Annotated in this window: 35 protein-coding genes and 1 tRNA gene; 7 read left to right on the plus strand and 29 right to left on the minus strand. The window is 58.3% G+C overall.

Annotated features, from left to right (window positions below; all coding sequences use genetic code 11):
* Position 1: 1 nt before the first annotated feature.
* The 28 genes from F1735_RS09930 to F1735_RS10065 form a co-directional block, all read right to left on the minus strand.
* Positions 2-214 carry a hypothetical protein gene (locus F1735_RS09930; RefSeq protein ID WP_167236787.1) on the minus strand — a complete coding sequence of 71 codons (213 nt, stop codon included), beginning with the start codon at positions 212-214 and terminating at the stop codon, positions 2-4.
* A 51-nt stretch (positions 215-265) separates the two neighbouring features.
* A complete protein-coding gene (locus F1735_RS09935; RefSeq protein WP_167236788.1) occupies positions 266-1,486 on the minus strand; it encodes a phage major capsid protein in 1,221 nt (406 codons plus the stop codon).
* A 71-nt stretch (positions 1,487-1,557) separates the two neighbouring features.
* Positions 1,558-2,253 carry a head maturation protease, ClpP-related gene (locus F1735_RS09940; protein WP_167236789.1) on the minus strand — a complete coding sequence of 232 codons (696 nt, stop codon included), beginning with the start codon at positions 2,251-2,253 and terminating at the stop codon, positions 1,558-1,560.
* On the minus strand, positions 2,222-3,502 hold the full coding sequence (locus tag F1735_RS09945; RefSeq protein ID WP_167236790.1) for a phage portal protein: 1,281 nt from the start codon (positions 3,500-3,502) through the stop codon (positions 2,222-2,224). Before F1735_RS09945 ends, F1735_RS09940 begins: the two co-directional genes overlap by 32 nt.
* On the minus strand, positions 3,502-5,169 hold the full coding sequence (locus tag F1735_RS09950) for a terminase large subunit (protein ID WP_167236791.1): 1,668 nt from the start codon (positions 5,167-5,169) through the stop codon (positions 3,502-3,504). The genes F1735_RS09945 and F1735_RS09950 overlap by 1 nt, the downstream gene beginning before the upstream one ends.
* Positions 5,166-5,534, minus strand: coding sequence for a hypothetical protein (locus F1735_RS35645; protein WP_222852968.1), 369 nt, complete (start codon positions 5,532-5,534; stop codon positions 5,166-5,168). The genes F1735_RS09950 and F1735_RS35645 overlap by 4 nt, the downstream gene beginning before the upstream one ends.
* Positions 5,524-5,970 (minus strand): GIY-YIG nuclease family protein, encoded by a 447-nt coding sequence (locus F1735_RS09960; RefSeq protein WP_167236792.1) that lies wholly within the window; start codon positions 5,968-5,970, stop codon positions 5,524-5,526. Before F1735_RS09960 ends, F1735_RS35645 begins: the two co-directional genes overlap by 11 nt.
* A gap of 122 nt (positions 5,971-6,092) precedes the next feature.
* Complete coding sequence (locus F1735_RS09965; RefSeq protein WP_373888494.1) at positions 6,093-6,488, minus strand: HNH endonuclease signature motif containing protein; 396 nt, start codon at positions 6,486-6,488, stop codon at positions 6,093-6,095.
* Entirely contained in the window at positions 6,485-6,811 is a 327-nt protein-coding gene (locus F1735_RS09970; RefSeq protein WP_167236793.1) for a hypothetical protein, read from the minus strand. The genes F1735_RS09965 and F1735_RS09970 overlap by 4 nt, the downstream gene beginning before the upstream one ends.
* A gap of 153 nt (positions 6,812-6,964) precedes the next feature.
* Positions 6,965-7,129: a hypothetical protein gene (locus F1735_RS09975; RefSeq protein ID WP_166897725.1), complete on the minus strand. Its 165-nt coding sequence runs from the start codon at positions 7,127-7,129 to the stop codon at positions 6,965-6,967.
* Positions 7,126-7,284 carry a hypothetical protein gene (locus F1735_RS09980; RefSeq protein ID WP_166897723.1) on the minus strand — a complete coding sequence of 53 codons (159 nt, stop codon included), beginning with the start codon at positions 7,282-7,284 and terminating at the stop codon, positions 7,126-7,128. The genes F1735_RS09975 and F1735_RS09980 overlap by 4 nt, the downstream gene beginning before the upstream one ends.
* A 57-nt stretch (positions 7,285-7,341) precedes the next feature.
* Positions 7,342-7,569, minus strand: a complete 228-nt coding sequence (locus F1735_RS38220) for a DUF2158 domain-containing protein (RefSeq protein WP_166897719.1) — start codon at positions 7,567-7,569, stop codon at positions 7,342-7,344.
* Between the two features lie 58 nt (positions 7,570-7,627).
* Positions 7,628-7,849: a DUF2158 domain-containing protein gene (locus F1735_RS09990; RefSeq protein WP_166897716.1), complete on the minus strand. Its 222-nt coding sequence runs from the start codon at positions 7,847-7,849 to the stop codon at positions 7,628-7,630.
* Positions 7,850-7,988: 139 nt separating this feature from the next.
* Positions 7,989-8,432, minus strand: a complete 444-nt coding sequence (locus tag F1735_RS09995) for a hypothetical protein (protein ID WP_166897713.1) — start codon at positions 8,430-8,432, stop codon at positions 7,989-7,991.
* A 139-nt stretch (positions 8,433-8,571) separates the two neighbouring features.
* Positions 8,572-9,000, minus strand: coding sequence for a hypothetical protein (locus F1735_RS10000; protein WP_166897710.1), 429 nt, complete (start codon positions 8,998-9,000; stop codon positions 8,572-8,574).
* Complete coding sequence (locus tag F1735_RS10005; protein ID WP_166897707.1) at positions 8,997-9,863, minus strand: ParB/RepB/Spo0J family partition protein; 867 nt, start codon at positions 9,861-9,863, stop codon at positions 8,997-8,999. The genes F1735_RS10000 and F1735_RS10005 overlap by 4 nt, the downstream gene beginning before the upstream one ends.
* Before the next feature lie 87 nt (positions 9,864-9,950).
* Positions 9,951-11,327 (minus strand): replicative DNA helicase, encoded by a 1,377-nt coding sequence (locus F1735_RS10010; RefSeq protein WP_167236794.1) that lies wholly within the window; start codon positions 11,325-11,327, stop codon positions 9,951-9,953.
* The gene (locus F1735_RS10015) at positions 11,324-12,550 is read right to left on the minus strand and encodes a replication protein (protein ID WP_308627110.1); all 1,227 of its coding nucleotides are present in this window, start codon (positions 12,548-12,550) and stop codon (positions 11,324-11,326) included. The genes F1735_RS10010 and F1735_RS10015 overlap by 4 nt, the downstream gene beginning before the upstream one ends.
* Entirely contained in the window at positions 12,439-12,744 is a 306-nt protein-coding gene (locus F1735_RS10020; RefSeq protein WP_167236795.1) for a hypothetical protein, read from the minus strand. Before F1735_RS10020 ends, F1735_RS10015 begins: the two co-directional genes overlap by 112 nt.
* The gene (locus F1735_RS10025) at positions 12,737-13,096 is read right to left on the minus strand and encodes a hypothetical protein (RefSeq protein WP_167236796.1); all 360 of its coding nucleotides are present in this window, start codon (positions 13,094-13,096) and stop codon (positions 12,737-12,739) included. Before F1735_RS10025 ends, F1735_RS10020 begins: the two co-directional genes overlap by 8 nt.
* 10 nt (positions 13,097-13,106) lie before the next feature.
* Positions 13,107-13,826 (minus strand): hypothetical protein, encoded by a 720-nt coding sequence (locus F1735_RS10030; RefSeq protein WP_167236797.1) that lies wholly within the window; start codon positions 13,824-13,826, stop codon positions 13,107-13,109.
* 9 nt (positions 13,827-13,835) lie between these two features.
* Positions 13,836-14,090 (minus strand): helix-turn-helix transcriptional regulator, encoded by a 255-nt coding sequence (locus tag F1735_RS10035; protein WP_167236798.1) that lies wholly within the window; start codon positions 14,088-14,090, stop codon positions 13,836-13,838.
* 494 nt (positions 14,091-14,584) lie between these two features.
* Entirely contained in the window at positions 14,585-15,271 is a 687-nt protein-coding gene (locus F1735_RS10040; protein WP_167236799.1) for a hypothetical protein, read from the minus strand.
* A 107-nt stretch (positions 15,272-15,378) separates the two neighbouring features.
* Positions 15,379-15,672, minus strand: a complete 294-nt coding sequence (locus tag F1735_RS10045; protein WP_167236800.1) for a hypothetical protein — start codon at positions 15,670-15,672, stop codon at positions 15,379-15,381.
* Entirely contained in the window at positions 15,669-15,887 is a 219-nt protein-coding gene (locus F1735_RS10050) for a hypothetical protein (protein ID WP_167236801.1), read from the minus strand. The genes F1735_RS10045 and F1735_RS10050 overlap by 4 nt, the downstream gene beginning before the upstream one ends.
* Complete coding sequence (locus F1735_RS10055) at positions 15,884-16,294, minus strand: hypothetical protein (RefSeq protein WP_167236802.1); 411 nt, start codon at positions 16,292-16,294, stop codon at positions 15,884-15,886. Before F1735_RS10055 ends, F1735_RS10050 begins: the two co-directional genes overlap by 4 nt.
* A 247-nt stretch (positions 16,295-16,541) precedes the next feature.
* Positions 16,542-17,024 carry a hypothetical protein gene (locus F1735_RS10060; RefSeq protein ID WP_167236803.1) on the minus strand — a complete coding sequence of 161 codons (483 nt, stop codon included), beginning with the start codon at positions 17,022-17,024 and terminating at the stop codon, positions 16,542-16,544.
* A gap of 150 nt (positions 17,025-17,174) precedes the next feature.
* Positions 17,175-17,408: an Arc family DNA-binding protein gene (locus F1735_RS10065; protein ID WP_167236804.1), complete on the minus strand. Its 234-nt coding sequence runs from the start codon at positions 17,406-17,408 to the stop codon at positions 17,175-17,177.
* 106 nt (positions 17,409-17,514) lie between these two features.
* On the opposite strand from F1735_RS10065, the gene F1735_RS37865 reads away from it, so the two are divergent.
* The 6 genes from F1735_RS37865 (at position 17,515) to F1735_RS10095 (ending at position 19,819) form a co-directional block, all read left to right on the plus strand.
* On the plus strand, positions 17,515-17,787 hold the full coding sequence (locus F1735_RS37865; protein ID WP_167236805.1) for an Arc family DNA-binding protein: 273 nt from the start codon (positions 17,515-17,517) through the stop codon (positions 17,785-17,787).
* A gap of 4 nt (positions 17,788-17,791) precedes the next feature.
* On the plus strand, positions 17,792-18,394 hold the full coding sequence (locus tag F1735_RS35500) for a hypothetical protein (RefSeq protein WP_187364207.1): 603 nt from the start codon (positions 17,792-17,794) through the stop codon (positions 18,392-18,394).
* Between the two features lie 57 nt (positions 18,395-18,451).
* Entirely contained in the window at positions 18,452-18,688 is a 237-nt protein-coding gene (locus F1735_RS10080; RefSeq protein ID WP_229505702.1) for a DUF4224 domain-containing protein, read from the plus strand.
* Positions 18,689-18,754: 66 nt separating this feature from the next.
* Positions 18,755-19,048: a hypothetical protein gene (locus F1735_RS10085; protein WP_167236807.1), complete on the plus strand. Its 294-nt coding sequence runs from the start codon at positions 18,755-18,757 to the stop codon at positions 19,046-19,048.
* A 27-nt stretch (positions 19,049-19,075) separates the two neighbouring features.
* Positions 19,076-19,288, plus strand: coding sequence for a DUF4224 domain-containing protein (locus F1735_RS10090; protein ID WP_167236808.1), 213 nt, complete (start codon positions 19,076-19,078; stop codon positions 19,286-19,288).
* Between the two features lie 12 nt (positions 19,289-19,300).
* The gene (locus tag F1735_RS10095; RefSeq protein ID WP_167236809.1) at positions 19,301-19,819 is read left to right on the plus strand and encodes a DUF4224 domain-containing protein; all 519 of its coding nucleotides are present in this window, start codon (positions 19,301-19,303) and stop codon (positions 19,817-19,819) included.
* A 160-nt stretch (positions 19,820-19,979) separates the two neighbouring features.
* Here F1735_RS10095 and F1735_RS10100 read toward each other — a convergent pair.
* Positions 19,980-20,056 (minus strand) — tRNA-Pro (locus tag F1735_RS10100).
* 242 nt (positions 20,057-20,298) lie between these two features.
* On the opposite strand from F1735_RS10100, the gene F1735_RS10105 reads away from it, so the two are divergent.
* The gene (locus F1735_RS10105) at positions 20,299-21,801 is read left to right on the plus strand and encodes an ATPase domain-containing protein (RefSeq protein WP_167236810.1); all 1,503 of its coding nucleotides are present in this window, start codon (positions 20,299-20,301) and stop codon (positions 21,799-21,801) included.
* The last annotated feature ends 13 nt before the right edge of the window (positions 21,802-21,814 follow it).

Here is a 21,814-nt window from a genome sequence, read left to right on the forward strand (position 1 = left end):
ATCAGGCTTTCTTGAGGGATTCGGCGTACGCGACGGCAGCAGGATCGGCGTCGACAACGCCTTCCAGCTCGGTGACCAGTGCGGCGTCGATCTCTACGACGTCATTGCAGTTGCCGTGCTCGCACAGGGCCAGCACGCGCACGCGTACTAATTCCGGTGCTGGCAGTGGTGCCGCCGTGTCCAGTAGAGGTTCGACATTCGTTTTTTTAGACATTGGGTTCTCCATTTGCCCCGAGCACGTATTGCGGCTCGGGGCGCCAGTGGTTTAGGTTGCGGAATGCTGATAGACCTTGATGGCATTCAGGTCGAGCAGATTGCCGCCCGCGCGCGCCCAGGCCAGAAAACCCACCTGGCCTTTGCTGGTGTAGACCGAGTCTTCAAAGCGGAACATCACCAGGTCCAGCACATCGCGGATCATGTATTTCGAGAAGTCGCCGTAACCGATCGTCTTGGCGTTGGCGCCTGGTTGCGCCATGTCGTTATTGATCGCGACGTCTTCACCCAACAGCTGCGCCGGCGTGCCGGTTTTGATGCCGGCTTCATACGACTCGGCCCAGATCGGGCGGCCGGCTTGGTCCTTGATCTTGCGGACCATCTTGCGAGTCTGCTGATGCATCATGAAGCGGCAAGTGCCGGCGCCCTGGTAGGCAGCGTCGATGGACTCCTGCAGGTCAACCAGGTCGTCGTAGCCCACGAGAACGGTCTGGCCAGTGGCGCCGATTTTTCCGATCGGGGCAACAGTCGTGAATCCCGTCGGCTGGCCGGTACCGGAGCCGCTGGTGAAGCCCTTGTTCATGGTGCGGCCGATCCGGTCGTTGATGCGCTTGACGACCATCGCGATGATGTCGATCGAACTGTCCTGCAGCAGTTCCATAGGAATGGTGATGATCTTGGAACTGGCTTTGTTGGCGGCCAGGCTGGCGGTGCCGAAGCTTGGATCGGCGTTTGATGCCCCAGTGTTTTCTGGTACCCATTCGCCCTCTTCCAAGGTGCCATCGGACGTTGGGTAGCTCAATGGATTACCTTGGGAGGTGGTGATGCTCGACGCAACGCCGCGCATGCCGCCGTACGCTTTCAGCGAGTCGATCAGTTCCGTGGCCACATCGGTCTGGACCGTATAGCCGCCCTGCGCCGGCGTGCCGACGGACATCGTATTGCGGATTTCCTTCATCTCTTCGCTCGACATTGCCTGCGGACCGTCGCGCAGCAGCTTAGCGAACAGGGCGCGCGACTTGTTGTTCTCGGCGCGGGCGCCGGGGTTGGTGCGGAAATGCTCGACGTCGCGGTTGTGGTCTTCGATATCGAGTGCCATGACCTTCTCGATGTTCGAAATTTCGGTTTCGAGCGCTTCGATCTTGTCGCTGCGCGTGTCGAACTCGGCCTGGTCTTCTTTCGTCCAGACGCGATCGCCTTTCTGGCTCATCTGGTTGCGTGCTTCTTTCGCGAGCTGCTGACGTTGCTCGCGCAATGCTTGAATCGATTTCATCGTATTCCTTCGGTGATGGGGCGTAAAAATAGCCGCGCAAAGGCGGCCGGTCTCAGGATTGCGCGAGCGCGTTATCCGATTTCGTGCAAACGCAAGCGGTTCATGTTGCGTTGGCGGACAGCCTCCCAATCCGGGGCGGTGTCCTTGTCTGGTTCAATTTGCGGCGCGTTGGCGTACGCGGACAGGTTCCACCTGTTTTCGACCTTGGCGTTGTCGACCACGGCGTCGACGAAGCCGTTTGTCACAGCCTCGTCTGCCGTGAACCAGGTTTCGGCACTCATCCATGCGACAATTTCTTCGGTCGACTTTCCGGTCTTGCGCATGTAATCGGCTACGATGGACTCGTCGATTTTCCCCAGCAGCGCAGCGGTCTCGGTCAGATCGTCCTTGTTCCCGTAAACCATCGTCCATGCGTTATGGATCATGTAGAAGCTGCCGGCGGCGATCGCCACGCTGGCGCATGCGGCCGTCACATAGGTGGCGGCGCTGGCGGCCAGGCCCTCGATCACAGCGTGAACGTTCCCGTGCTGCGCAATGGCAGCCGCCATCGCGCGGCCGTCGAACACATCACCACCTGGCGAATTCACTCGCAAGGTGACCTTCTTGCCGTGCAGGCCGGCGAGTTCCTTGTTGAACGCTGACGCGCTGACGCCCCAATATGGGTCGATCACGTCGTATAGAAACAGCGTTTCCGGCTCGGTCTCCGAGCGGATCGGGCCCGGCGCGCGCGTTGCGTTATTCCGGATCAGTTGCACTAACTTTTTCATCTTCTTCCTCGGGTTCGTCTACCGGTGCTGCCGGCTTGTCGGGGCGGTACAGGGTGTTGCCGCCGGCTACCGGTGGCAGGTTCTTGATGCGTCGTACTTCGTTCAGGGTCATCCAGCCTGGGCCTTGCGATCCGCCGACGCACTGGCGCATGTACTCGCCTTCAGCCTTCGAATCGCCGGACAGGAGCGATTCCATGCGGTGCTCTACAAACGGGGACGCGCGCCGGAACAGCTTCCGGTTCAGCTCCTGGCGGATGACATCGAGGTGATGCTGCATCGAGAACTTGATGAAGCCCAGCGTTTGTTGCTGTACGCCGCTGCCCCACGAGCTGGTAGTTTCCTGCGCGCCGATCATGTGCGGCGGCACGCCCAGCGCGCGGGCGATATCAATCACCTGAAACTTGCGCGACTCCAGCAGTTGGGCGTCACCGGCTGTCATGCTCATTTCCTGCATCTCCAGGCCCTGGGTAAGCACCATAGGCGCGCCGGCATTGCTCGCGCCGGCGTACTTCTTCTTGTATTCGTCGCGCAGCTGATCGACCTGGTCGGGATTCATCCGGCCCGGCGACTTGATGACGTGCTTCGGCGCCGCCCCGTTGGCGAAAAAGTTTCCGGAAAAGGTATCCGCCGCCAGCGCAACGCCAATTGACTGGAATGCGCCCCACTGGATTGCCGACATGCTGCGCGTACCGTTGAAGCCGAAGCCGGTGAAATGCAGCATGTCGTCCTGATGCACCGCATATACGCGGCCCTCTTCGTCGCAGACGGTATAGATCAGAAAATCACCGTGCTTTTTCACGGACACGCGGTCGGGATGGTGCGGGCGCAGGGCCTTGATAGTGACGCCAGCGCGGACGATTTCCACATATCCATCGCCGCGCAGCATCCGACTCTGCATCACCCAGTTCCACATTGCGGCGGCCGTCCAGTTCCCGATCGGTTGTTCGTTCAGCAGCCACCATAGGTCGGGCTGGATACTCTCGCGTGCGCCGTCCACTTCCCGATAGATCGAGATGGGAATCGACGCCAGCGTGCCGGCAAGGAGGCGCACGCCGGCGAACACAGCCGAAACGCGCATTGCCGACTCGGGCGTCACGGCGAATCCGGACGCTGCAGGTGCGCCCCCCAGAGTGGCGATCACCTGAGGGTCGCTACTGCTGACCACCGACACGACGTTTTGCACCGCCGACGAGCTCGCAGCCGTCCCGGCGCCGAACATGGCCGCCAGCATTTTGATTGGGTTTTTCATCAGAGAGAAACAAATCCTTGGTCAATCTCGCTGCTGCTCGGGTTTTGAGCCATGAGCGAGATGGCGTTAAGCATGGCCATCAGCGGGTCGATCTTCGCTGTGCCCGATGCCTGTTTCGTGATCAGTGCCGCATTGCCGCGCGGCTCGACCTTCGCATTTCCTATGCACCAGGTCATGAGCGCCTGGCCGCCGTGAATCAGCGTTCCCTCTGCAAGCTTCCGTTCTGCGAGCGTGATGGCGCCAACCAGCTTCCACCCCTGGGATATGCCGAAAATAATGTCTTCCGGGACGTCGGCATCGATCAGCGCCTGGAACATGATCTTGTGGGTCTTCTCGGGGTCGAGCCCGACAGAAGCCAGAAGGCCAGATGCAAAGACGTGCGCCACGACTGCCGCGACCTGGGCCACATCGCCAGGAAGCGACTCGATAATGACCAGGTCGCCGTGCTTTTCGAAGTCCTTGTAGCGTGCTGCCTCGGCCTTTCGGCGCTCCAGTGCCACCGGATGGACCCATGCGCGCGCCCACGACATCCAGCGCCCCGTATGACGCTCTCTCCCAACAATCGACAGCCCGAGCATGTCGTCCAGCCCGCCGCCATCGATGCCGGCCGTGATCACATCGGAGCGAGCAATCAGTTCATCGAGCGAGAAAGCGGGAACGGCTTGGCGCTCCCAAAATTCCGCCCCGGTCCACCGATCAGAACGTAGTGCCAATCCGATCTCGACATTCAGGTGCTTGGCCAGGAATCCACGGAACGATTCCTCACCGTCCTCCAGCGCCTGTTTGTAGCCGCGCTCGATAAATTCCTCGTCAACCGACAATCCCATATTTGGGTTGGTGATGTACGCGTTCGCCGGGTCGCGGTGCGCGTCCGCCTTTAGCATCGCCTCGGGAAACTCATACAGGACGGGCAAAAACTTCTTGTCCTCGATGCGACCGTCGCGCACGCCGCGCGCGTAAAGCAGCTTGGAGCGAAAAACACCGGCCGGTGGATCGTCAGATTGGGTCGTGGCCCAGATCAGGAACCCCTCTGGCCGGGAAGCCAGTCCGCCAGTTGCCTCGCGGAGCATCGCCTCAGCACCTGGCCGCTTGCCGAACAGCCAGAGCTCGTCGACAAACACGCCGATCGCCTTCTTACCTGACACAGTGTCGCTGTCCGCCGCCACCACTTTCAGCGTCGACCTCATCTCGCGGTGCGTCACCGTCCGCAGATGGTCTTGCACCTGGAAGATCGCCTTGAGCTCGTCGTCATTGTTGATCATGTCGCGGATCGGCAAATACGAGTTGTCAGCAATCTCCTTGGTCGGTGCCAGGATGATGAATTCGCCAGACGGGCGCCAGTTCCGGATCAGCGCCGTGAGCATGATCCCGGCCGCAATCGTCGACTTGCCGTTCTTCTTGCTGATCAACAGCATGAACTCGGATATCAAGCGGCGGCCAGTCGTTGGATCGTAGGAACCGAAGATGCTGCCGACGAAGTCAGTTACCCAGGGGCGGACGACTTCGCACATGAGCGGGCTGCCTGCGGCGTCCATCATGCGCAGGTCGCCGAACTGCGCCAGCGCGGCCTCGGCCTCGGCCGGGAACAGCGGCGCGACCTGGACCAATGACGTGCCGGCGACAATGCGCTGCTCCCAATCCGGGAGGGCTGTAGTCCAGTCGGTCATTTTGAATTATTCGCAACGAGACGCGGCGGCGCTGGCGGGGCACCGAACTTGCCTTGTGCTGCAACTTTTGCCGCATCCTGTTTCTGGTCCTTCTTGCCGCCCTCGCCCTTCTTGCAATGCACATAGGGCAACAGCGCGGTGAGCGCCTTGTACTGCTGCGGCGTTACTTCGAGCAGGCCGAGTGCTACTTGCTCCAGCGCCGGGCGCGGGTCGAGCGGCTGCCCGTCAATCACCTGGGCGATATGCGAAGGGATCGGGGTTGCTTCCGGCTTGGGATTCGGCTTACGGCCAGCACCCGGCCGGGCGCCGCCTGTATTTTTACGGGCACCGCCCCAAGTGCCTTTGCCTTCTTCTTTAGCTGGCATTATGCGGTTCGCCTAATTTGGCTGCGGCATTGAATGCTGCCCGCAGTTGTGAAACTGCCAGATCAACCTCAAAGGCCGCACGGTCTGGAGAGGTGCGAAACCACTCACCTCTTACATGAAGGGCTGACAATGCTTGGTGGACTTGGCGCTCAATCGCGTGAGCCGCGCTTTTTGATGGCAATGCAACAGCATGGCCAACCCGGAGAATTCGCCAACTTCCAATCTGCATTGTCCCAAGCCGCTTTACAACATCAGTTGCAACCCCAACCTTGCTGACACTGGGGTCGTCCGATTCATAGATAACGTAGACGAATGTTTCCTCATCAACGCTGGAGATTCGGACCGGCGCCGTCTTATGCGAGTTGGGATTTTGCGGGTTTGGTTTGCGCCCGGCACCTTCCCGTGCACCGCCGCTCTTGCCTTTTGCTCCGGCCATCTTGATGATTCCTGGTGAATAGGGTGAAAAATTCTGTGCGTGGGAAGGAGTGCGGTCTAGGTTCGTGAAGGCTCTACACTTTTACCTACCCCCACCCTGCGATGCTTCCTGCTTGCCCATCCTTATGTGATTGCCTTGTCGCGGCGCTGGGCGTGCGAGTCATGGCAGGGCTTGCACAGCGCCTGCCACTTAGTCGAGTCCCAGAACAATGTCATGTCGCCCCTGTGCGGTACCTTGTGATCGACTACAGTGGCGCGGGGCAGAGCCATGCCCTTGGTGAGGCAGGCAAGCGTGATCTCTTCGATACCTTGTTCGCTCACCCCAGCGGCAGCCAGGCACATCACGCAGTACGGATGCTTGGCCAGGTAGCCGATGCGCGCCTGCTGCCACTTGTAGCCGTAGCCGCGCTGGGTGCTGGTCTGCTTGGTGGTGCGCCAGGAACCCGCGTTGACAACCGGTGCGGTGCTGGCAGTTGATCCGGCCATGCGGACGCGAGACTTGAGGGTTTGCAGCTTCACAGGTACACGCGTCCGCCGGCGCTGTGGTGCGCCATGTATGCGGCGTGTGCTGCCCCGGTGCGCTCACGCATCCATGCATCGAAGCCCGCAGCGCCGGGTGTGGTCCGCCTCTCGATGCGAATGTGCCCGCACTTCACCTCGGTAGCAAACTCGTCGTCAACCAGGTAGATGCTGCCGTCACTGTTCAGCGCGGCGCAGACGGCCTCGCCGGAATCCTCATCCGCAAAGATGCAGTGGGCCAACCATTCGCCGTTCAGGTACACATTGCCCGGCAGCATGGTGGCGTTGTAATCGGGGTGCTGCGGGTCGGCTGCGAGTCTCATGGTCTATCCCTTCGGTGGTTGATGGAAGTGCCACCGCCTGCTCTACGCGATTGCCTGCGATACTATGCAGAGGGAGACCGTAGCCATGGTTCATCGGTGACTGCACCCGCTATTGCGAGTCGCGCCGCTGGAGTGCGATGGCGCGCACAAAAGTCAGCGCACAGGCGTGACCGTGACGCCCTTGTTGATCAGGCGCTTGATCTGCGCCCAGTTCGGTTCGGTGCGGGTGAGCGTGTGGAACAGTGCGAGCGCGCCCAGGTACGGCATCAGCCACCATGCCTTATGCACCTTGATGCTGATGGTCGTCGTGTTCGTCATGGCTCGGCTTCCGGCTCGTTGTTGTGCGGGATCAGCGCCCATCCCAGTTGCCGGCGTATCTCGTCGGGCGTGGGCGGCGGCTCGTGTTCAGCGTGTGTGCGCTGGTCCATGGAGGCGCGCACCTTGCGCTTGTCGGGCTTGGTGGTATGCGTCATGGTGGCCTTGCGGTGTAAGCAATCGCATTGTTGGCAAAGTGCGATGCCGCATCCCGCTCAGCGGGCTCCGTAACATGTTAGGCATTCAAGATCGAACGCCCTAGTTACCAGTCCATCGTCACCCGTCCACTGGCACACTGCTTGGCCGTGGACGCTGGTGTCGCATACTGTCATCTCAGGCCCGCCAGAGCGCAGCATCACCTTATTTCCAGGCATAACGGAACGCAAATTGGGCGGCGAGTAACACACAACCAGTTGGTCGACGCCGAAAGCTTGTTGATTCATAATTCGTTCGCCCAATAAAAAACCGCCCGAAGGCGGCGCTTTGCAGTAGACCTGATATTTATGCGCGAGTGACGGTCAGCGGACCAGGGCGCTCAATAACTTCTTCCAGGATCGTTGCATCGAAGAGCTTCTCTTCGTGCTTGTTTTTCTCATCGAACCAAGAGCACACCGCGCCTTCTTCAGGGCCGCCATCTTCACTATAATCTGAGATTCGCACGACTGACATCTTCGGTCCGCCACTCTTCAGCCGCACAACCATCCCTTTTTTGATCTCTGACATATCGCTCTCTCATGTTTAAACGGAGATTAACTATATGCCTAAAAGACAACAGAATTATGGATAAAGTCGAATAACATAAAGCCCCGCTACCTTTCGGTGCGGGAATCAACGTGCTATTACTCACACAAGAGACGATAAACTACTTATTCTTAACAAGAATCCCGTGCACTTTTGCTCGAAGAGCCGCGCACACATGTTCGGCAATAACATCGAGGGTAGCCATGTCGAAATCAGGTTGGTACATCATACGAACCTCGCTGTAACCCGACACCCTCACATCGAAATAGCCATTTACTAACTTTGATTGAATGCCGACCGGCAACTCCAAACGATCATCGTTATCGAGAGGGAAGAAGGCACGAACCGTAAACGTCGCCCCACTACCTTCGATTTTCATGTCATTCTCGGAAAACGGAGTGGCAACATCACTATACCCAAATTGTATATATGAGTCAGGGGCATTAAGCAGTGCAGATACCCTGCTAACAAGTTCTGGCCCGAGCGAACGCAAATCTCGATCTCGCTGTGCGAGTTTCTTTGCGTTTTCGCTCAGAGCATGCCTCATTTCAGCATAATCATTCATGTCAGCCTTCCATCATTAAGGAAAGGCAAGTGTATCGTAAATGCTAGGGCTCCAAATGCAAAAGCCAGCGATCCGTGAGGAGGCTGGCTTTCTTCCATGTCATCTACGTACAGATGAGCAAGCGTAGCACAATATAACCCTAACCCTCCAATTTGGCAAGTGGATTAAATCGTTGCACCGCCCTGGCCTCTTCGGCGCGGTCCTGCGCCTCGATCTCGATATCGTGCAGGCCATCCATCACCGTCAAGTGCAATACATGCAGGCGGTTATAGACGGTCGACTCGCCGCATTTCAACTCCTGTGCGATGCGCTTGATGGTGAAATTGCCGGCCAGGTAAAACCACTTGGCCACCTCGTACTGTGCCGGGTTCGCCTTGCGGATAGAGATGATGATGCTCTCGATCTCCAGCGCGGCCGCAGCCTCGGTGATCGGACCAGCACCGCTGGCGCCGTGGATCTGGACCAGGCTGCAATAATTCGACTTCGATGGGTAGCCCATGCCGCCATCTTCACGGCGTTTGCACCAGGTTGACCACTCGATCATTCGTTTGTTGATGTACTCGATCATTCTGTTCCTTGTTCAGCGTGAGGGCGGCCAGCAGCAGTTCCGCGCAGGTAGGTGATCAAGTCCGCAAACGTCGGGCAGACTTCCTCGGCGCGGAATGTCCCGCCACTTTCGATCTCGCGCCGGATCGCTGCGACCAGGTCTTTTGGCGTGTTCCCGGCTATTTGCTTCGCGGTCGCCTTGGCCTTTCCCTGGAGACGCGCGGCCTCGACGTGCTCAGCGATGACGGCGCCGGCGCGCCCGCCGCTCTGGCGCACGATCTTGGCCGCGTTGCTCGCGCTGATCTGCTTCTCAGTGACGGCCAGCTTTACGTCGCTATTTGCGTCGGCCAGCACCAGGGCGTCGCTAACGTTCTGCACTGAGCGCCCGACCGCGTCCGCGATCGCGGATGACGTCCACCCCCAGCCGACAAGCTTGCGATACTGGGCCGATCGTTCCAACGGCGTCAGACCCAGGCCCTGCGAGCTGGTGATCAGGTGGATGACGCGCTCTGCATCGCCGCCACGGAACTGCTTCGCGCCCAGTTGGAAACCGCCCTCGGGCTCGCGGACGCCGGGCTCGGCCAGCCATTCGACTGCGGCGGCAACCCGGTGGTGTCCGTCGACCGCGATGATGTTGCCGTCTTCGATCCGGACCTTGATATCGTCGAGCTCCTGCCCGGCCCGCAGCGAAGCCTTGATCGACTCGACATGCTCGCGGTTGATCGGGCGATTGAACCCAGGTTCGAACTGCACCAGGCGCGGATCAACGCCCCAGCTTTTTACGGTCGACACGCCCGGCATGCCGCGCTCTTTCATGACCTTGAGCGAAACCGCTGGCTTTTCGCCGTCGTGCTTTTTGTGCGCTACCTGATTTACTTGGCTCATTTTGCTCTCCGGTCTTGGATAATTTCATTGTTGATGTACTGGATCATTTTTTCCCTAAAGGCGCAGTGTTGGCAAACGTGCATGGCCTCATCCATCGAACTTCGATCTGCGTGTCGATGTCGTTGTCGCAGATGGCGGCGCGCCACTCCATGGCGCGAACCTGCACGTTGGCCCGTCGAAAAGCATGGGAATGTCGCCCAGCGCGCCGCTCCGCTGTTTGCGAATCATCACCTCAGCGTAGCCGCGCAAATCGCTGTTCTCCGGATTGCGCATCTCCGGCCGGTGCACAAACATCACGACATCAGCATCCTGTTCAATCTCGCCGGAGTCGCGTAGATCCGAAAGAATTGGCCGAGCATCAGGTCGGTCCTCCGACTTCCGATTCAGCTGCGCCAGCGCGATCACTGCGACGCCCAGGTCTTTGGCTAATGCCTTGAGGCCGCGCGAGTACGAGCCAATCTGGTCGCTGCGCTTGTCGCCCTCCCCACCGGTCATTAGGCCAATGTAGTCGACGATAATCACGTCGAGCCCGTGGCGGCGCTTCCATGCCTTGGCCTTCATCCGCAACTCCAGCAGCGTGATGGCGGCGGTATCGTCAATGGCAAAGCGCAGTTCATCCAGTCGCATGCAGCCGGCTGTGACACCATCCCAGGCCAATTTATCGTTCGCGTCTATTCGCCCCATCACCTTGGATAGCGCCACACGTCCGCGATTGGACAGCGCGCGGCCGGCGATCTCCTGGCTACCCATTTCAAGAGAGAACATCAGCACGCTCTGTTGCTCTGCAAGCGCCAGCCCGATGTCGGCCGACAGCGCCGTCTTACCCATCGACGGGCGTCCGGCGACGATAATCAGCTGACCGGGACGCAGGCCGCCGTTCATCATTTGGTCCATCGCTGGGATGCCGGTCGACATCGCACTTTCCAAGCCCTCGGCACGCTGCGACACACCCTCGATGAAGTCGAGCAGCACCGCACTGATCATGCGCGGCTCATTGCGTACGCGCCGTTCGGCCAGGGTTGAAACCATCGTTTGCATCTGGTCGAGCACCTGGTCAACGCTCCGCCCCTTGGGGTGGTACGCCAGGTCCGTGATCTGGTCCGCCACCCACAATGCGCCGCGTAGTGCCGAGCGGTCGACGACCGTCTTGGCGTACTGAGCCACATTAGCGGCGCTAGGAACGCTTTGTGCGATCCGGTTGAGGTACGGAGCCAACCCATCGGTGATCGGCCCGCCACGGCCTTCTAACGCGGCCCAGACGGTCATCACGTCCGCAGGCTGCCCCTTCGAAATCAGTTTTTTGACCTCGCCGAAGATAGCCTTGTGATCTTCACGGTAGAAATGCTTGTCCTGCAAATCGCCGATGCGGTCGATGGCGTCATTGCTGCGCAGCAGGGCGCCGAGCACTGCCTGTTCGGATTCGATCGACTGTGGCGCGGTCGCTTGGATGTGGTGGTCGTTCATTTTGCCTTCCGTTCGTGCTGGCCGCTTGTGGCATTGCTAAAGCCCTTGCGGCTGATGAGAAAATCGAATCCGACGCCAGGCGGCAGGCTCGTGTTGTCGCGCACCCACGGGAAGTAGCGCTCTGTGAATCCTGGCTTTTGAGAAAACGTCACGAAGCTCCGAATCGCCGCAGCGCGGGCGCCGACAAACGGGGCCATGGGCACCACGCCGAGCTGCTCGCCAAGCGCATCGTTGAAAAAACCGATGACAGCCTGCTCGCAGGCCGAGTATTCGACCTGGATCTCGTCACGCCAGCCCTCGGCGCCCAGCCAGCTCGCCGGGTACGGGATGAACTGCGGGTCTGTCCACTCGCCCGATGTCATGGCCCGCTCGAGGCTGGACAGGATGTCCGCCAGGAGCTGCTCGTCGGGGTTGAGCTTGGCAAACGCCTTCTCGGCCGCTTTCCGCGACTTCTTGCGGGGGTAGGCTGCGTAGAACCGTGCAAAGCGGTTTTGCAAATCGTCGCTCGAACCTGTCGTGGCCCGGCCTTGTCGGCCTGCTGAGGTCCTGCTTTCGGATTCGCGTTCCGCTTGCGGAGCGCAAGATCTTTTCTTTTGTTGGTTGTCTTTTGAGGTTGTCTTTTGTGTGTCCCGAATTGGGACTAGCAAGTGTCCCGAATTGGGACTAGCAACGTCCTGATTCGGGACATGTCCCAATTCGGGACAGGTGTCCTGATTCGGGACTACTGAATCACGGTTTTCGCCGTCTTCCAAATAATCGACCTGTCCCAAATCAGGACTAGCTGCCGCCGACCTCATGTGCTGCATCGTCACCCACTTCCGATGATCCTTTTGAACGCCGATGATCGAACCGAATCGACCAGGGCGTTTAGTGATCACCCTGCGTACCGCCAGCAAGTTCAATGTTGACGTGACGTGCTGGCGCGCGACATTGCACATGTCGCCGATCTGCGACGCCGAGATGTCGTCCTCCTTCTTACGGAAACCGTAGGTTTTGCGGATGATCGTGAACAGCACCGACTGCTCGCGCAACGAAAATCCGAAGCCCAGGATGGCCTCCATTAATTCGTTGGCGATCATCAGATAGCCATCCTCGGTTTGCGGCGAGGCAGTCATACAGTTGCTGCGCCCTTTTCCGTCATGCCCGCTGCACATTCGTCGTGAGGCGCCGGCGCAACCACAAACAGGTGGCCGTAACGCTCCAGGCTCGCGTACTGGCTGCATATATCGCCGGTGATCGTTGGGTCGGCGTACTGCTGCCCCACTCCCTCCGGCGCCAGGATGCGAACGCAGCTGATGCACTTGGGCGTCAGGTCACCAATCGAGCCATGGCACTTGGCAATGTCGGGACGCGCCACCAGGCCGGCCGCGCGCGAGGCTGCGCAAATGTCCATGACCACTCTCATTTCCTTATGCATGGCTGCCCTCCGTAAAGTTGATCGACACGGCAAATACGCTCGACGCTGCCGGCTCACCCGGCTGCCAGGGACAATCCGACCAGGCCACCAAGGCATCGACCTCGCGCGCCGGCAGCGCCTTCTTGCGCAGTTCGTGCGGCTCGCCGCAGCAACGCATGCCGTCGAGCCGCGTATCGGTCAGGTACGGTGCGCGGGCCATCACGGTCTCGTTGATCTGAATGATCGTCGTCTCGGTACCGTTGAGATGCGCATCGTCGCCGGTAAGGTTCTGCCAAATGCACAGGTCTCCGACCTTGAGCGAGCCGTAGATGCGCTGTTCGAACTTCGTTTGTAGGAGTTGCTGGAGATTCATTGCTTGCTCCTTACTTAGAAATTTCGATCAGCGCATCGTCGAGCACGCTGATGTGATATGAACCGACGCGGCCATACCGGCCATCGCCTACCTGATCAATCGTCAAGCCGCGCGCCTTGCTGATCGCTGACGCCTTTTTACCCAGCTTGCCCAGCTCGATCTTGCTCAGGCCCAGGTCTCGATACAGGGAGTAGCCGAGCGCCGTGAACGACTGCACGCTGGCAACTGCGGCGACTTGATTAGCTTCGATGCGCTTGATACTCTCTGCCTGAGCGGCGAGTTCAGCAGCGTGAGCGGCCTGTTGCGCCTTAATGGCTGAGCTTTCGAACAGCAGGGCCACCAACGCGCGGTGTTCCGGCGACAGGCTCGCCATCGGGTCCGCGACGCTCGCCTCAAGCTGGGTCAGGCGGTCATACACCTTGGTCTGGACTTCAAGCGATTCGCTCATGACCATTAGTTCGGCTTCACGCTTAGGCAGGTAGTAGCACGGGCGCTGCTGACCATTACCCCCGGTGTAGACGCCCTTAAATTTCAGGGCGTCGATCCCTGGATGCTTTTCGATCTTCGCCATGAAGTTATCGTGGCGGAGCTCGGCACGATCCAGGTCGCGGACCGAATTAATTAGCTCGACCAGTTCGATGCTGGACATGGTCGGGGCGCTAGGCTGCAAAGCGGAGGCGTGCAGAGTCCCCGCTGCCGGCTGAAAGCCGGCGGCTGTTGTGATGTTCATGGTGGCCTCTTAGACTGAGGCGATCAAAGCGCGGATTGCTTCGACTTTGTAGAACGAGCCTCTACCATCACCAATGCGCACAGGCGACGGGTAGCGGCCAGTCTTTTGGCCGGCATACCAAGTTGCTTTGCACACTGGAATAATCGGCGGCACAGGCGGAACTGCCTTAGGGTTGCCAAGGATCTGGGAAAGTTTAAGGAACCCGGTTTCCGGAAGATGGCGTACAGGCTCCGTTAATTGATACGACGTGTTTTTGATAGACATATTTGCAACTTTCTTTGGTTGCAAGAGTCTAGCTATGTCCGCTACCGTCTGCGCAAGTGCAACAACACGTTAGGGATTCCTATACAGCGCCATATCACGCATGTAATAATAGCCCGGTCTTTCTAGCGACTGACAAACCGTTTTCGACTCTTGGTTGAGAACACTGCGCAACTGGGGGCGGGAACCCTCAGATGCGCACCTAGTATTTTCTTTCACATTTATTTCTCAGCGGCTTCTCATGCGAGCCCTGTCAGCGACCCTAATTGTACTGTCTTGGAGCAGAGTATTCCACAGACACGCCCGATTATTTCTGTACAAATATACAGTGGTTCACGCTTTGCTCACTTAACTGTCGCAGCTATCACAACAACCTACGCCCCAGTGCAGTCTTTCGTAAATTTTCATAATAATCGCAATCCATTTGAGTCTGATTGAGGCGGTGAGAGAATGATGGCGTAAGGTAAGCTGCCCGTCGCGAGGGGGAGCAGCGCACGCTATAGGTCAGACTTAGAAGAAGGTGGGGCGTGCTTAGCTGCGGATACTTTTTGACTTTGCTTGAATTCGCGGATCCACTCGAGCGGCTTGGTTGTCGTCGCCGCTAGGTCGCCGTTTCCTTTCGAGGAGAATTTCACAATCTGCGGAGTGATTTCTTGCGCAGCTAAGGGCACACTTTTCCAGGCGCCAGCCAGGTACAACCGTATCGTCTCCTTTTCGAGGATCTTTAACTTGGCTGAGCGCCCCTCCCCCCCAGAGCGAGCGACGCTTGACTTGTAAGACTGAATGATGCAATCGGGGCACACATGCGGTTCGAAATCTCGTTTACTGAAACTGCCCAACAGGCCGATCACCCAGTTTCCTAAACACAAGTCTTCAATACTTTCTTCGGCGTCTTGGTTGTCCCAAGCTCTCATGTGGCTTACGTATGCGATCGACAGGAAACGCTTCGCCCACATTTCAGGAACCGTGTCTCCAGCAAAATCCCCACAGCCGCAATCGATCAGCTCGGCACACACGTCGTCATCGCTTAAGTCAAAACCGAATCTAACGGCCTGCTCTTCTATCGCCACCCTAAGCGAATCGCACAAATCGGAAATCGTGTCCCGTCTCCTTCTGATCGTGTCCCATCTTCCTTTATAGGCGCCTTCGGACTTCGGCCGAGTTGCGATAAAATTGCGAATCATGAACGTTCCTGTCTATTACCCCTGGAATACGATGCCAGCCCAGCCCGCCAGGGAGCGGATTTCGGGGATCAGCCTAGGGCTGGCGGAAACATTTTACGACACTGGGCCTAAGACGCGCGCCGAGTCTCCATGAGTTGTCGAAACGCTGACTCTGCGGCATTTCCCACATCCTGCACCAGCCCCATTGCATGGTAGAGCGCGAGCGCCATGCTAACGTCACGCGTGGTATCGCCAGCGGCAAAGCCATGACCGGTCGTCAGACCTTCGCCTCGCCCCTCCGGTGCGCGCTCAAGCGAACAAAGAACGCGAACACAGTCGATGATCGCTAACGCCGCAGAGGTCTTATCACATGCGGCATCGAGATGCTTCATCGAATCAGACTGCTGAAACTTTTTGTTCATGTCGCACCCCCGGTGATGACTTTCAGTGTCGGCCGAACGTGGCGTGGACTGCTTGCCTCCTTCATTGATACCGTTACGTCTAAACAAAAGCCTTGGAGCTCAATATTAGGGGCGCGATACGTCGCCAGCATCAGCCTTTCATCTGGGGTCAGGTTGACTGCATTAATCGCGCCCACTGCCGCCAGCTGGCCTGAACGCTTTGTCAGTTCGCTCATGCTGCACCTCCGAAGGAGTTCGGCATGGCTGGGGAATCAAAGCCGGCCGGGCTGTCAGCGCCAAGCGCCTCGCTCAACCGGAAGTCAAGCTCCTGAAGAAATTGCGCCTCGACCGCCATGTGCTTGATCAGAGCGCCCAAGCTCATCATCTGATGCTTGTCGAGGCCGCCCCTGTCGGGGTTCAGCGCAGCGTGGGCGATGACCTGGCCCAACGCCTCAAGACCGTTCATCAATTCGGAATTTGCATTGGAGGCATGCGTGCTGGCCGCCTCGGCGATCAAACGCTCGTCGTCAGTCAATTTCGAACGGGACGAAAAGTCGGCCGGCAATTTGTTCAAGAGGTAACCCAGCTCGTAAGGTGCGCGCTCAACGAAGTTAAAGTGAGGATTGGGGACGCGAGCATTCATGCCTCTTCCCCCTTCGGTGACGATCCTGACTCTTCAGTCTGCGCTCCAAACTGAGCAAGAGCTCGAGCGTGGCCCGCTGCACATCGCACAAAATAGCTAACCTTGTCGTGGATTTTGGACGTATTCCGATCAGGACACACCAGTCCATCGAGAGCATCCAGTATGGCATCCATCAAAATACCGAGCTCATGTCCGTGCTGTTGGACGGTGTCAACGTCGACAGCCTGTTCGACAACTGTAGTGGATCTCATGCCTGGCCTCCTTCTACCGCTACCAGCTTTGCCTGCATCGCACGCTCTTCAGACTCAAGACCGCCGGCCGCTTCCTCGGCCAATTGACGCGTTAATTTCGCAAGCGGTAAAAGCGGACGCCGATATCGGTCGGCCTGGTCCCCAAGCTCATGAATTTCGATGAGCTCCACGAGCGCATACACCGCAGGCAGGATATTGTCATTGATGAAGCTCGCACCTATGGCGGCCATGTCGACAGCGTCGCGAGCGCGACCAATGGCCACATCGCGGAGCGAGTGCTCCTGGTCGGTCCGCTTGCCGCTCGTGACCGCAGCGCCAATTTCCAGGCGCCAAGGATGGGACGCATCATATCCGCTGGCATCGAGGTAGCGGTCCAGGTTCATAAGCGTTTGGAGCAGCGCGCAAGCTGCCGACGAGGTGTCAGCAAGTAAATGTTGCGTTTTACCGGGATTCGCTTTAACATTGGCTTCGTTGATCATGTTCTTCTTTCAAATGGACGATGTGATTCACAGGCCAAAAGATGTCTTCAGCATCTTTGACCACAACACCTGGTAACGCCAGGGCGTTTGCACTGAACAGAGGGGCGCCTTGCAGGGCGCCCTTTCTTATTTCAGGTTCCTTCGGCTCGCTTAAGCCATATTCTCTTTCTTCAAATTTAATACGTCGTTGCCGCGCTTGGGTTGCAGAGTACTCTGCGGCGCACATGCGACCGCTAGGCCACGTTCAATCATCAGCAGGAGCTCGGCGTTCAGAGAACGACGGTTCGCGGCAGCGATATTTTTGAGCTGCGCGCGCATCCCCGCAGGAAATCGCAGAATGAACTGTTCTTTTGCGCACGTAGCTTGGTCAATTGCGGTCGTCATGTGGGTTCTCAAGAATGCGGTATGTCAACCTAATATACTATCAAAGTGCGATCATCGCAAGTACGTATCATTGAAAGATATCACATGGCTAGTATCATCTCGACGTATGAAGACTTCCCCGCCTAGTAGGGCCGCAGATCAATTTGTCGTCCGACTACCAGTCGGTATGCGCGATCGGATTGCCGAAGAGGCAAAGGCAAACAACCGCAGCATGAACGCCGAGATTGTTTTTCGCTTGGTGCAGTCTCTTGAACCCGCAAACGTGGGCACCACGAACGACGCGCAGGCTGCCGCGATTGCAGAAAAACTTGCGGCCCCGACGAACAGGCAAACGCTCGAATCCGTGGTCGAAACCCTGCTCAAACTAGGCGGGCGCTGAAAGGATGAGGGCCGACATCTTCTTAGCTATGAAATACGAGCGACTCGTGATGAGGCTGGATGAGGTGTGTCACGAAATCGGGGCCGAGATTGGGACGGTGCGCAACAAGATGAGCGCCGGGACATTCCCCATACCGACTCGTAAGGAGGGGAAATACGTGATCGCCGATGTGCGCGATGTCGGTAGCTACCTCGACCGATGCAGGGAGGAAGCTACGCGAGTCCCTGTTGCATCGGACGGCCCGAAGGCCGAACGGAGTCGCGAGAATCCGAGCATCGAACAGTCACAGAGTAAATCCGCCAATATTTCTGACGAAGACATTTCACGCATTGCTGAAGCCGTGGCGGGCTCGGTGGGAAAACGAGTCGCCTTAGTTGTACCAGGATCGCTAGATCTATGGGACACCAGCGACATTGCAACATACCTCAAGCGATCAGCGGACACGGTTCGCAGGGATATCGTTGTTCAACCAAGTTTCCCCAAGGCGGTCAGACTGCCCGGCACAGCGAAACCACAAGCGCTGTACATAGCGCGCGACGTGGTCCGGTGGGCGGAGAGCTTTCAGCAGCCATCCAAGGCCCGCAAGGCGGCTGGCAAACCGATCTGATTGAGCCATGCATGCGAATGAGCTGACCGACTGAGAAAGAGAGCATCGATGACCAACATGTTTCTCACGGACGAAGAAGTGGTTGAGCTGACTGGGCGAACGCAACGCGCGGCTCAGAAGCGGGTTCTGAACTTCATGGGCATTGTGTGCCGAGAGCGACCAGACGCCAGCCTTGCGATCTTGCGATTACACGTTGAAGAAAGCTTCGGGGCGAACACCCCAAAAAAGATGCGCCGACCAGAGCCGCAGCTAGACTGGGAGGGCGTGAATTCCATACCTAGGCGCAAACCGTAGGCCGTTGTCAGCCGCTGCCCCCTATCCGCATGAGAAAAGCGCTGCGCGCTTCAAGGGAGAACTAAGTTGAACTCGATTATCAAGTTGGCCATTGAAAACAAGCAGGTACTTGAACTTCGCTACAACGAGAAGGTTCGGCTCGTTGAGCCGCACTGCTACGGCACCGATAAAAATGGCGAGGAAAAACTGCGCTGTTACCAACAGGGAAATAGAGGCCTGGTATACGACAAAGGAGCTTGGAAAATCCTTAGCGTTAGCGAAATAAGAAACCTCACCGCGACTGGGAACAACTTTCGAGGGCCGCGACCGGACTACAATCCCGACGATCCTCAGATCAGCCGCATATATGCTCGCCTGTGAACGTTCGAACAGAGGAGGAAAGGCTGAATGAGTGATATGTTCCTGACGAAGGATGAAGTGGCAGTGCTTACCGGCCGCAAGACCAAGAGCAAGCAGATCGAGCAACTCCGAACTATGCGAATACCGTTTTGGGTCAATGCGTTAGGCGCCCCTGTGGTTCCTCGCAGCGCGATCGAGGGGCGAAAGACCCTGGAACCTACCTTGAGGGAAAAAGTCATCCCGTTCGCCTTCCGTAACTGAGTTGCACCAGCGATGAAACGGGAGAAAATCTACGATGCAGTCTGGGCTAGACCCATTGGCGAAGTCGCCAAGTCCATGCGCGTGCCCGTTGAGACGATTCAAGCAGCATGTAAGGCGTTGCGCATCCCGCTCCCACCCTTGTTCTACTGGATCAATCTGCGGGCCGGCAAGTCTATGCCAAAGCCAGATCTTCCCGCATTTGAGGGGCCTCAGCGCTATTCAATGGGTCCGAACGACGAGGAGGAACGCCAGCCGATAGCAATCAGACGCAGCGAACATCTTCTTTCCGTCGAGGATATCGTGATGCTGACCGGGTTCAAGAACACACGTCGGCAATGTGAGCAACTTCGTGCGATGAAAATCCCCTTCGCTGAAAATGGCGTAGGCGACCCACTAATTCCGGTCGCTTTCTTTGACGGTAGCAAGAAACAGGCGCGCGATGAGATCGAACGGATGGAACGACATTTCAAGGCCGTGCGGCGATCATGGGAAGCGCACCGTGTAAGCGCAGTAGAGAAAATGAAAAAATAGTGTAAGCGCCAGGGTGAACGTCGGCAGATGCCTTTGGATAGTCCAAGAAGCTCCGAAGCGATCTGCTAAGCCACGCCTTAAATCTAAGGCACCTGTAAGGCACGGAACAGAAAAACAAAAAGCCGGCATGTGCCGGCTTTCGCTAAGTCATTGATTCTATTGGTCGGGACGGAGTGATTCGAACACTCGACCCCTTGCACCCCATGCAAGTACGCTACCAGGCTGCGCTACGCCCCGACGAGCTGCGAATTATATCAGAGCATCTTGCGTTTTTGTGACACAAAATCGTACCCCCTCGTATGCGCCCGCACGCACTTTGCGCTGCCTCAAACTCCTCCCAGAAATACGCCTTACCTCTCTACAACCCTACTGGCGTTTGCTTCCGTACAGAACTACAACCCGATCCGCATTCATGTACTATTTCTCAAACAGTGTTGTAATTTACGAAATTTTCGATGAGAAAAACGGAGATTCCCTCCATGGAAATTCAGAACAGCGACACCAGCCGCTTTCTTTCAACCGGCGTCCCCGGACTGGACACCATTCTCGGCGGCGGCCTCACCAGCGACCGCCTGTTCCTGATCGAAGGCGAGCCCGGCACAGGCAAGACCACGCTCGCCCTCCAGTTCCTGTACGAAGGCGTGCGCCGCGGCGAATCGGTCATCTATATCACCCTGGCCGAAACGCGCGTCGAACTCAAAGCGGTGGCGCAGTCGCACGGCTGGTCGATGGACGGCATCCACGTCGAGGACATCATCCCCAACGAGAACATCCTCCACCCCGACCACCAGTTCACCATTTTCCACCCGTCCGAAATCGAGATGGGCATGACCACCCAGCGCATCCTCGACACGATCGAAAAGTACAAGCCGACCCGCGTCGTCCTCGATTCGCTCTCCGAACTGCAGCTGCTGGCCGAAAGCCCGCTGCGCTACCGCCGCCAGGTGCTCGCGCTCAAGCAGTACCTCTCCGGCAAAGGCTGCACCACCCTGTTCCTCGACGACCGCACCGCCCTCTCCGGCGACCTGCAGGTGCGCAGCGTGGCGCACGGCGTCATCACGCTCGAACTGATCAACCAGGACTACGGCTCCGAACGACGCCGCGTGCGCATCGTCAAATACCGCGGCATCGCCTTTCGCGGCGGCTCGCACGACTATAAAATCGTCACCGGCGGCCTGGTGGTGTTCCCGCGCCTGATCGCCGCCCACACGCGCGTACACACCGAACGCAAACGGCTTTCGAGCGGCATCGCCCAACTCGACGCCCTGACCGGCGGCGGCCTCGATGAAGGCACCAGCACCCTGCTCTCCGGCCCACCGGGCACCGGCAAGTCGTCGCTGTGCGCACAGTATGTGTATGCGGCCACGCAGCGCGGCCAGAAAGCGGCCATGTTCCTGTTCGAGGAAGCGGCCAACAACCTGCTGCTGCGCTCCACCGGCCTCGGTATCGATCTCGAGGGCGCGATCGACAACGGCCTGCTCACCATCAAGCAGATCGATCCGGCCGAAATGGCGCCCGGCGAATTCATGCAGGCGGTGACCGACGCCGAAGCCGGCGGCGCGCGCGTGATCGTCATCGACAGCCTCAATGGTTTTCTGAATGCCATGCCCGACGAGCGCTTCCTCGCCACCCACATGCACGAACTGCTGACCTACCTGGGCCAGCGCGGCGTGGTCACCATCCTGGTCGGCGTGCAGCCCGGCCTCATCGGCGGCAGCATGAGCACCACGGTCGACGCCAGCTACATCGCCGACAGCGTCATCATGCTGCGTTACTTCGAAGCGCGCGGCAAGGTGCGCCAGGCCATTTCGGTGTTCAAGAAACGCGTCGGCCTGCACGAGCGCACCATCCGCTTGTTCTCGATCAGCAGCAAGGGCATCGAAGTGGGCGAAGTGCTGACCAACTTCCACGGCATCCTGACCGGTGTTCCCACCTTCGACGACAACCAGTCCCACGTGCTGTTCGACGACGACAACGGATAAGCGAAAAGCGGCC

Origin of the sequence: Massilia genomosp. 1 (assembly GCF_011682185.1) — a bacterium.
GTDB lineage: Bacteria > Pseudomonadota > Gammaproteobacteria > Burkholderiales > Burkholderiaceae_D > Telluria_A > Telluria_A rubra.

Bases quoted from the DNA above. Each gene is read 5' to 3' on its own strand.
- F1735_RS10035 (WP_167236798.1), bottom strand. From the start codon at position 14,090: ATGTCTATCAAAAACACGTCGTATCAATTAACGGAGCCTGTACGCCAT.
- F1735_RS10040 (WP_167236799.1), bottom strand. From the start codon at position 15,271: ATGATTCGCAATTTTATCGCAACTCGGCCGAAGTCCGAAGGCGCCTAT.
- F1735_RS09980 (WP_166897723.1), bottom strand. From the start codon at position 7,284: ATGACGCATACCACCAAGCCCGACAAGCGCAAGGTGCGCGCCTCCATG.
- F1735_RS35645 (WP_222852968.1), bottom strand. From the start codon at position 5,534: ATGCCAGCTAAAGAAGAAGGCAAAGGCACTTGGGGCGGTGCCCGTAAA.
- F1735_RS10030 (WP_167236797.1), bottom strand. From the start codon at position 13,826: ATGAACATCACAACAGCCGCCGGCTTTCAGCCGGCAGCGGGGACTCTG.
- F1735_RS10025 (WP_167236796.1), bottom strand. From the start codon at position 13,096: ATGAATCTCCAGCAACTCCTACAAACGAAGTTCGAACAGCGCATCTAC.
- F1735_RS10050 (WP_167236801.1), bottom strand. From the start codon at position 15,887: ATGAGCGAACTGACAAAGCGTTCAGGCCAGCTGGCGGCAGTGGGCGCG.
- F1735_RS10080 (WP_229505702.1), top strand. From the start codon at position 18,452: ATGTTTCTCACGGACGAAGAAGTGGTTGAGCTGACTGGGCGAACGCAA.
- F1735_RS10020 (WP_167236795.1), bottom strand. From the start codon at position 12,744: ATGCATAAGGAAATGAGAGTGGTCATGGACATTTGCGCAGCCTCGCGC.
- F1735_RS09950 (WP_167236791.1), bottom strand. From the start codon at position 5,169: ATGACCGACTGGACTACAGCCCTCCCGGATTGGGAGCAGCGCATTGTC.
- F1735_RS37865 (WP_167236805.1), top strand. From the start codon at position 17,515: ATGAAGACTTCCCCGCCTAGTAGGGCCGCAGATCAATTTGTCGTCCGA.
- F1735_RS10065 (WP_167236804.1), bottom strand. From the start codon at position 17,408: ATGACGACCGCAATTGACCAAGCTACGTGCGCAAAAGAACAGTTCATT.
- F1735_RS09935 (WP_167236788.1), bottom strand. From the start codon at position 1,486: ATGAAATCGATTCAAGCATTGCGCGAGCAACGTCAGCAGCTCGCGAAA.
- F1735_RS10045 (WP_167236800.1), bottom strand. From the start codon at position 15,672: ATGAACAAAAAGTTTCAGCAGTCTGATTCGATGAAGCATCTCGATGCC.
- F1735_RS09975 (WP_166897725.1), bottom strand. From the start codon at position 7,129: ATGACGAACACGACGACCATCAGCATCAAGGTGCATAAGGCATGGTGG.
- F1735_RS09995 (WP_166897713.1), bottom strand. From the start codon at position 8,432: ATGAATGATTATGCTGAAATGAGGCATGCTCTGAGCGAAAACGCAAAG.
- F1735_RS35500 (WP_187364207.1), top strand. From the start codon at position 17,792: ATGAGGGCCGACATCTTCTTAGCTATGAAATACGAGCGACTCGTGATG.
- F1735_RS10090 (WP_167236808.1), top strand. From the start codon at position 19,076: ATGAGTGATATGTTCCTGACGAAGGATGAAGTGGCAGTGCTTACCGGC.
- F1735_RS10010 (WP_167236794.1), bottom strand. From the start codon at position 11,327: ATGAACGACCACCACATCCAAGCGACCGCGCCACAGTCGATCGAATCC.
- F1735_RS10095 (WP_167236809.1), top strand. From the start codon at position 19,301: ATGAAACGGGAGAAAATCTACGATGCAGTCTGGGCTAGACCCATTGGC.
- F1735_RS09930 (WP_167236787.1), bottom strand. From the start codon at position 214: ATGTCTAAAAAAACGAATGTCGAACCTCTACTGGACACGGCGGCACCA.
- F1735_RS09970 (WP_167236793.1), bottom strand. From the start codon at position 6,811: ATGAGACTCGCAGCCGACCCGCAGCACCCCGATTACAACGCCACCATG.
- F1735_RS10060 (WP_167236803.1), bottom strand. From the start codon at position 17,024: ATGATCAACGAAGCCAATGTTAAAGCGAATCCCGGTAAAACGCAACAT.
- F1735_RS09940 (WP_167236789.1), bottom strand. From the start codon at position 2,253: ATGAAAAAGTTAGTGCAACTGATCCGGAATAACGCAACGCGCGCGCCG.
- F1735_RS09945 (WP_167236790.1), bottom strand. From the start codon at position 3,502: ATGAAAAACCCAATCAAAATGCTGGCGGCCATGTTCGGCGCCGGGACG.
- F1735_RS10105 (WP_167236810.1), top strand. From the start codon at position 20,299: ATGGAAATTCAGAACAGCGACACCAGCCGCTTTCTTTCAACCGGCGTC.
- F1735_RS09960 (WP_167236792.1), bottom strand. From the start codon at position 5,970: ATGGCCGGAGCAAAAGGCAAGAGCGGCGGTGCACGGGAAGGTGCCGGG.
- F1735_RS38220 (WP_166897719.1), bottom strand. From the start codon at position 7,569: ATGAATCAACAAGCTTTCGGCGTCGACCAACTGGTTGTGTGTTACTCG.
- F1735_RS10055 (WP_167236802.1), bottom strand. From the start codon at position 16,294: ATGAATGCTCGCGTCCCCAATCCTCACTTTAACTTCGTTGAGCGCGCA.
- F1735_RS09990 (WP_166897716.1), bottom strand. From the start codon at position 7,849: ATGTCAGAGATCAAAAAAGGGATGGTTGTGCGGCTGAAGAGTGGCGGA.
- F1735_RS10015 (WP_308627110.1), bottom strand. From the start codon at position 12,550: ATGCAGCCAGTACGCGAGCCTGGAGCGTTACGGCCACCTGTTTGTGGT.
- F1735_RS10000 (WP_166897710.1), bottom strand. From the start codon at position 9,000: ATGATCGAGTACATCAACAAACGAATGATCGAGTGGTCAACCTGGTGC.
- F1735_RS10005 (WP_166897707.1), bottom strand. From the start codon at position 9,863: ATGAGCCAAGTAAATCAGGTAGCGCACAAAAAGCACGACGGCGAAAAG.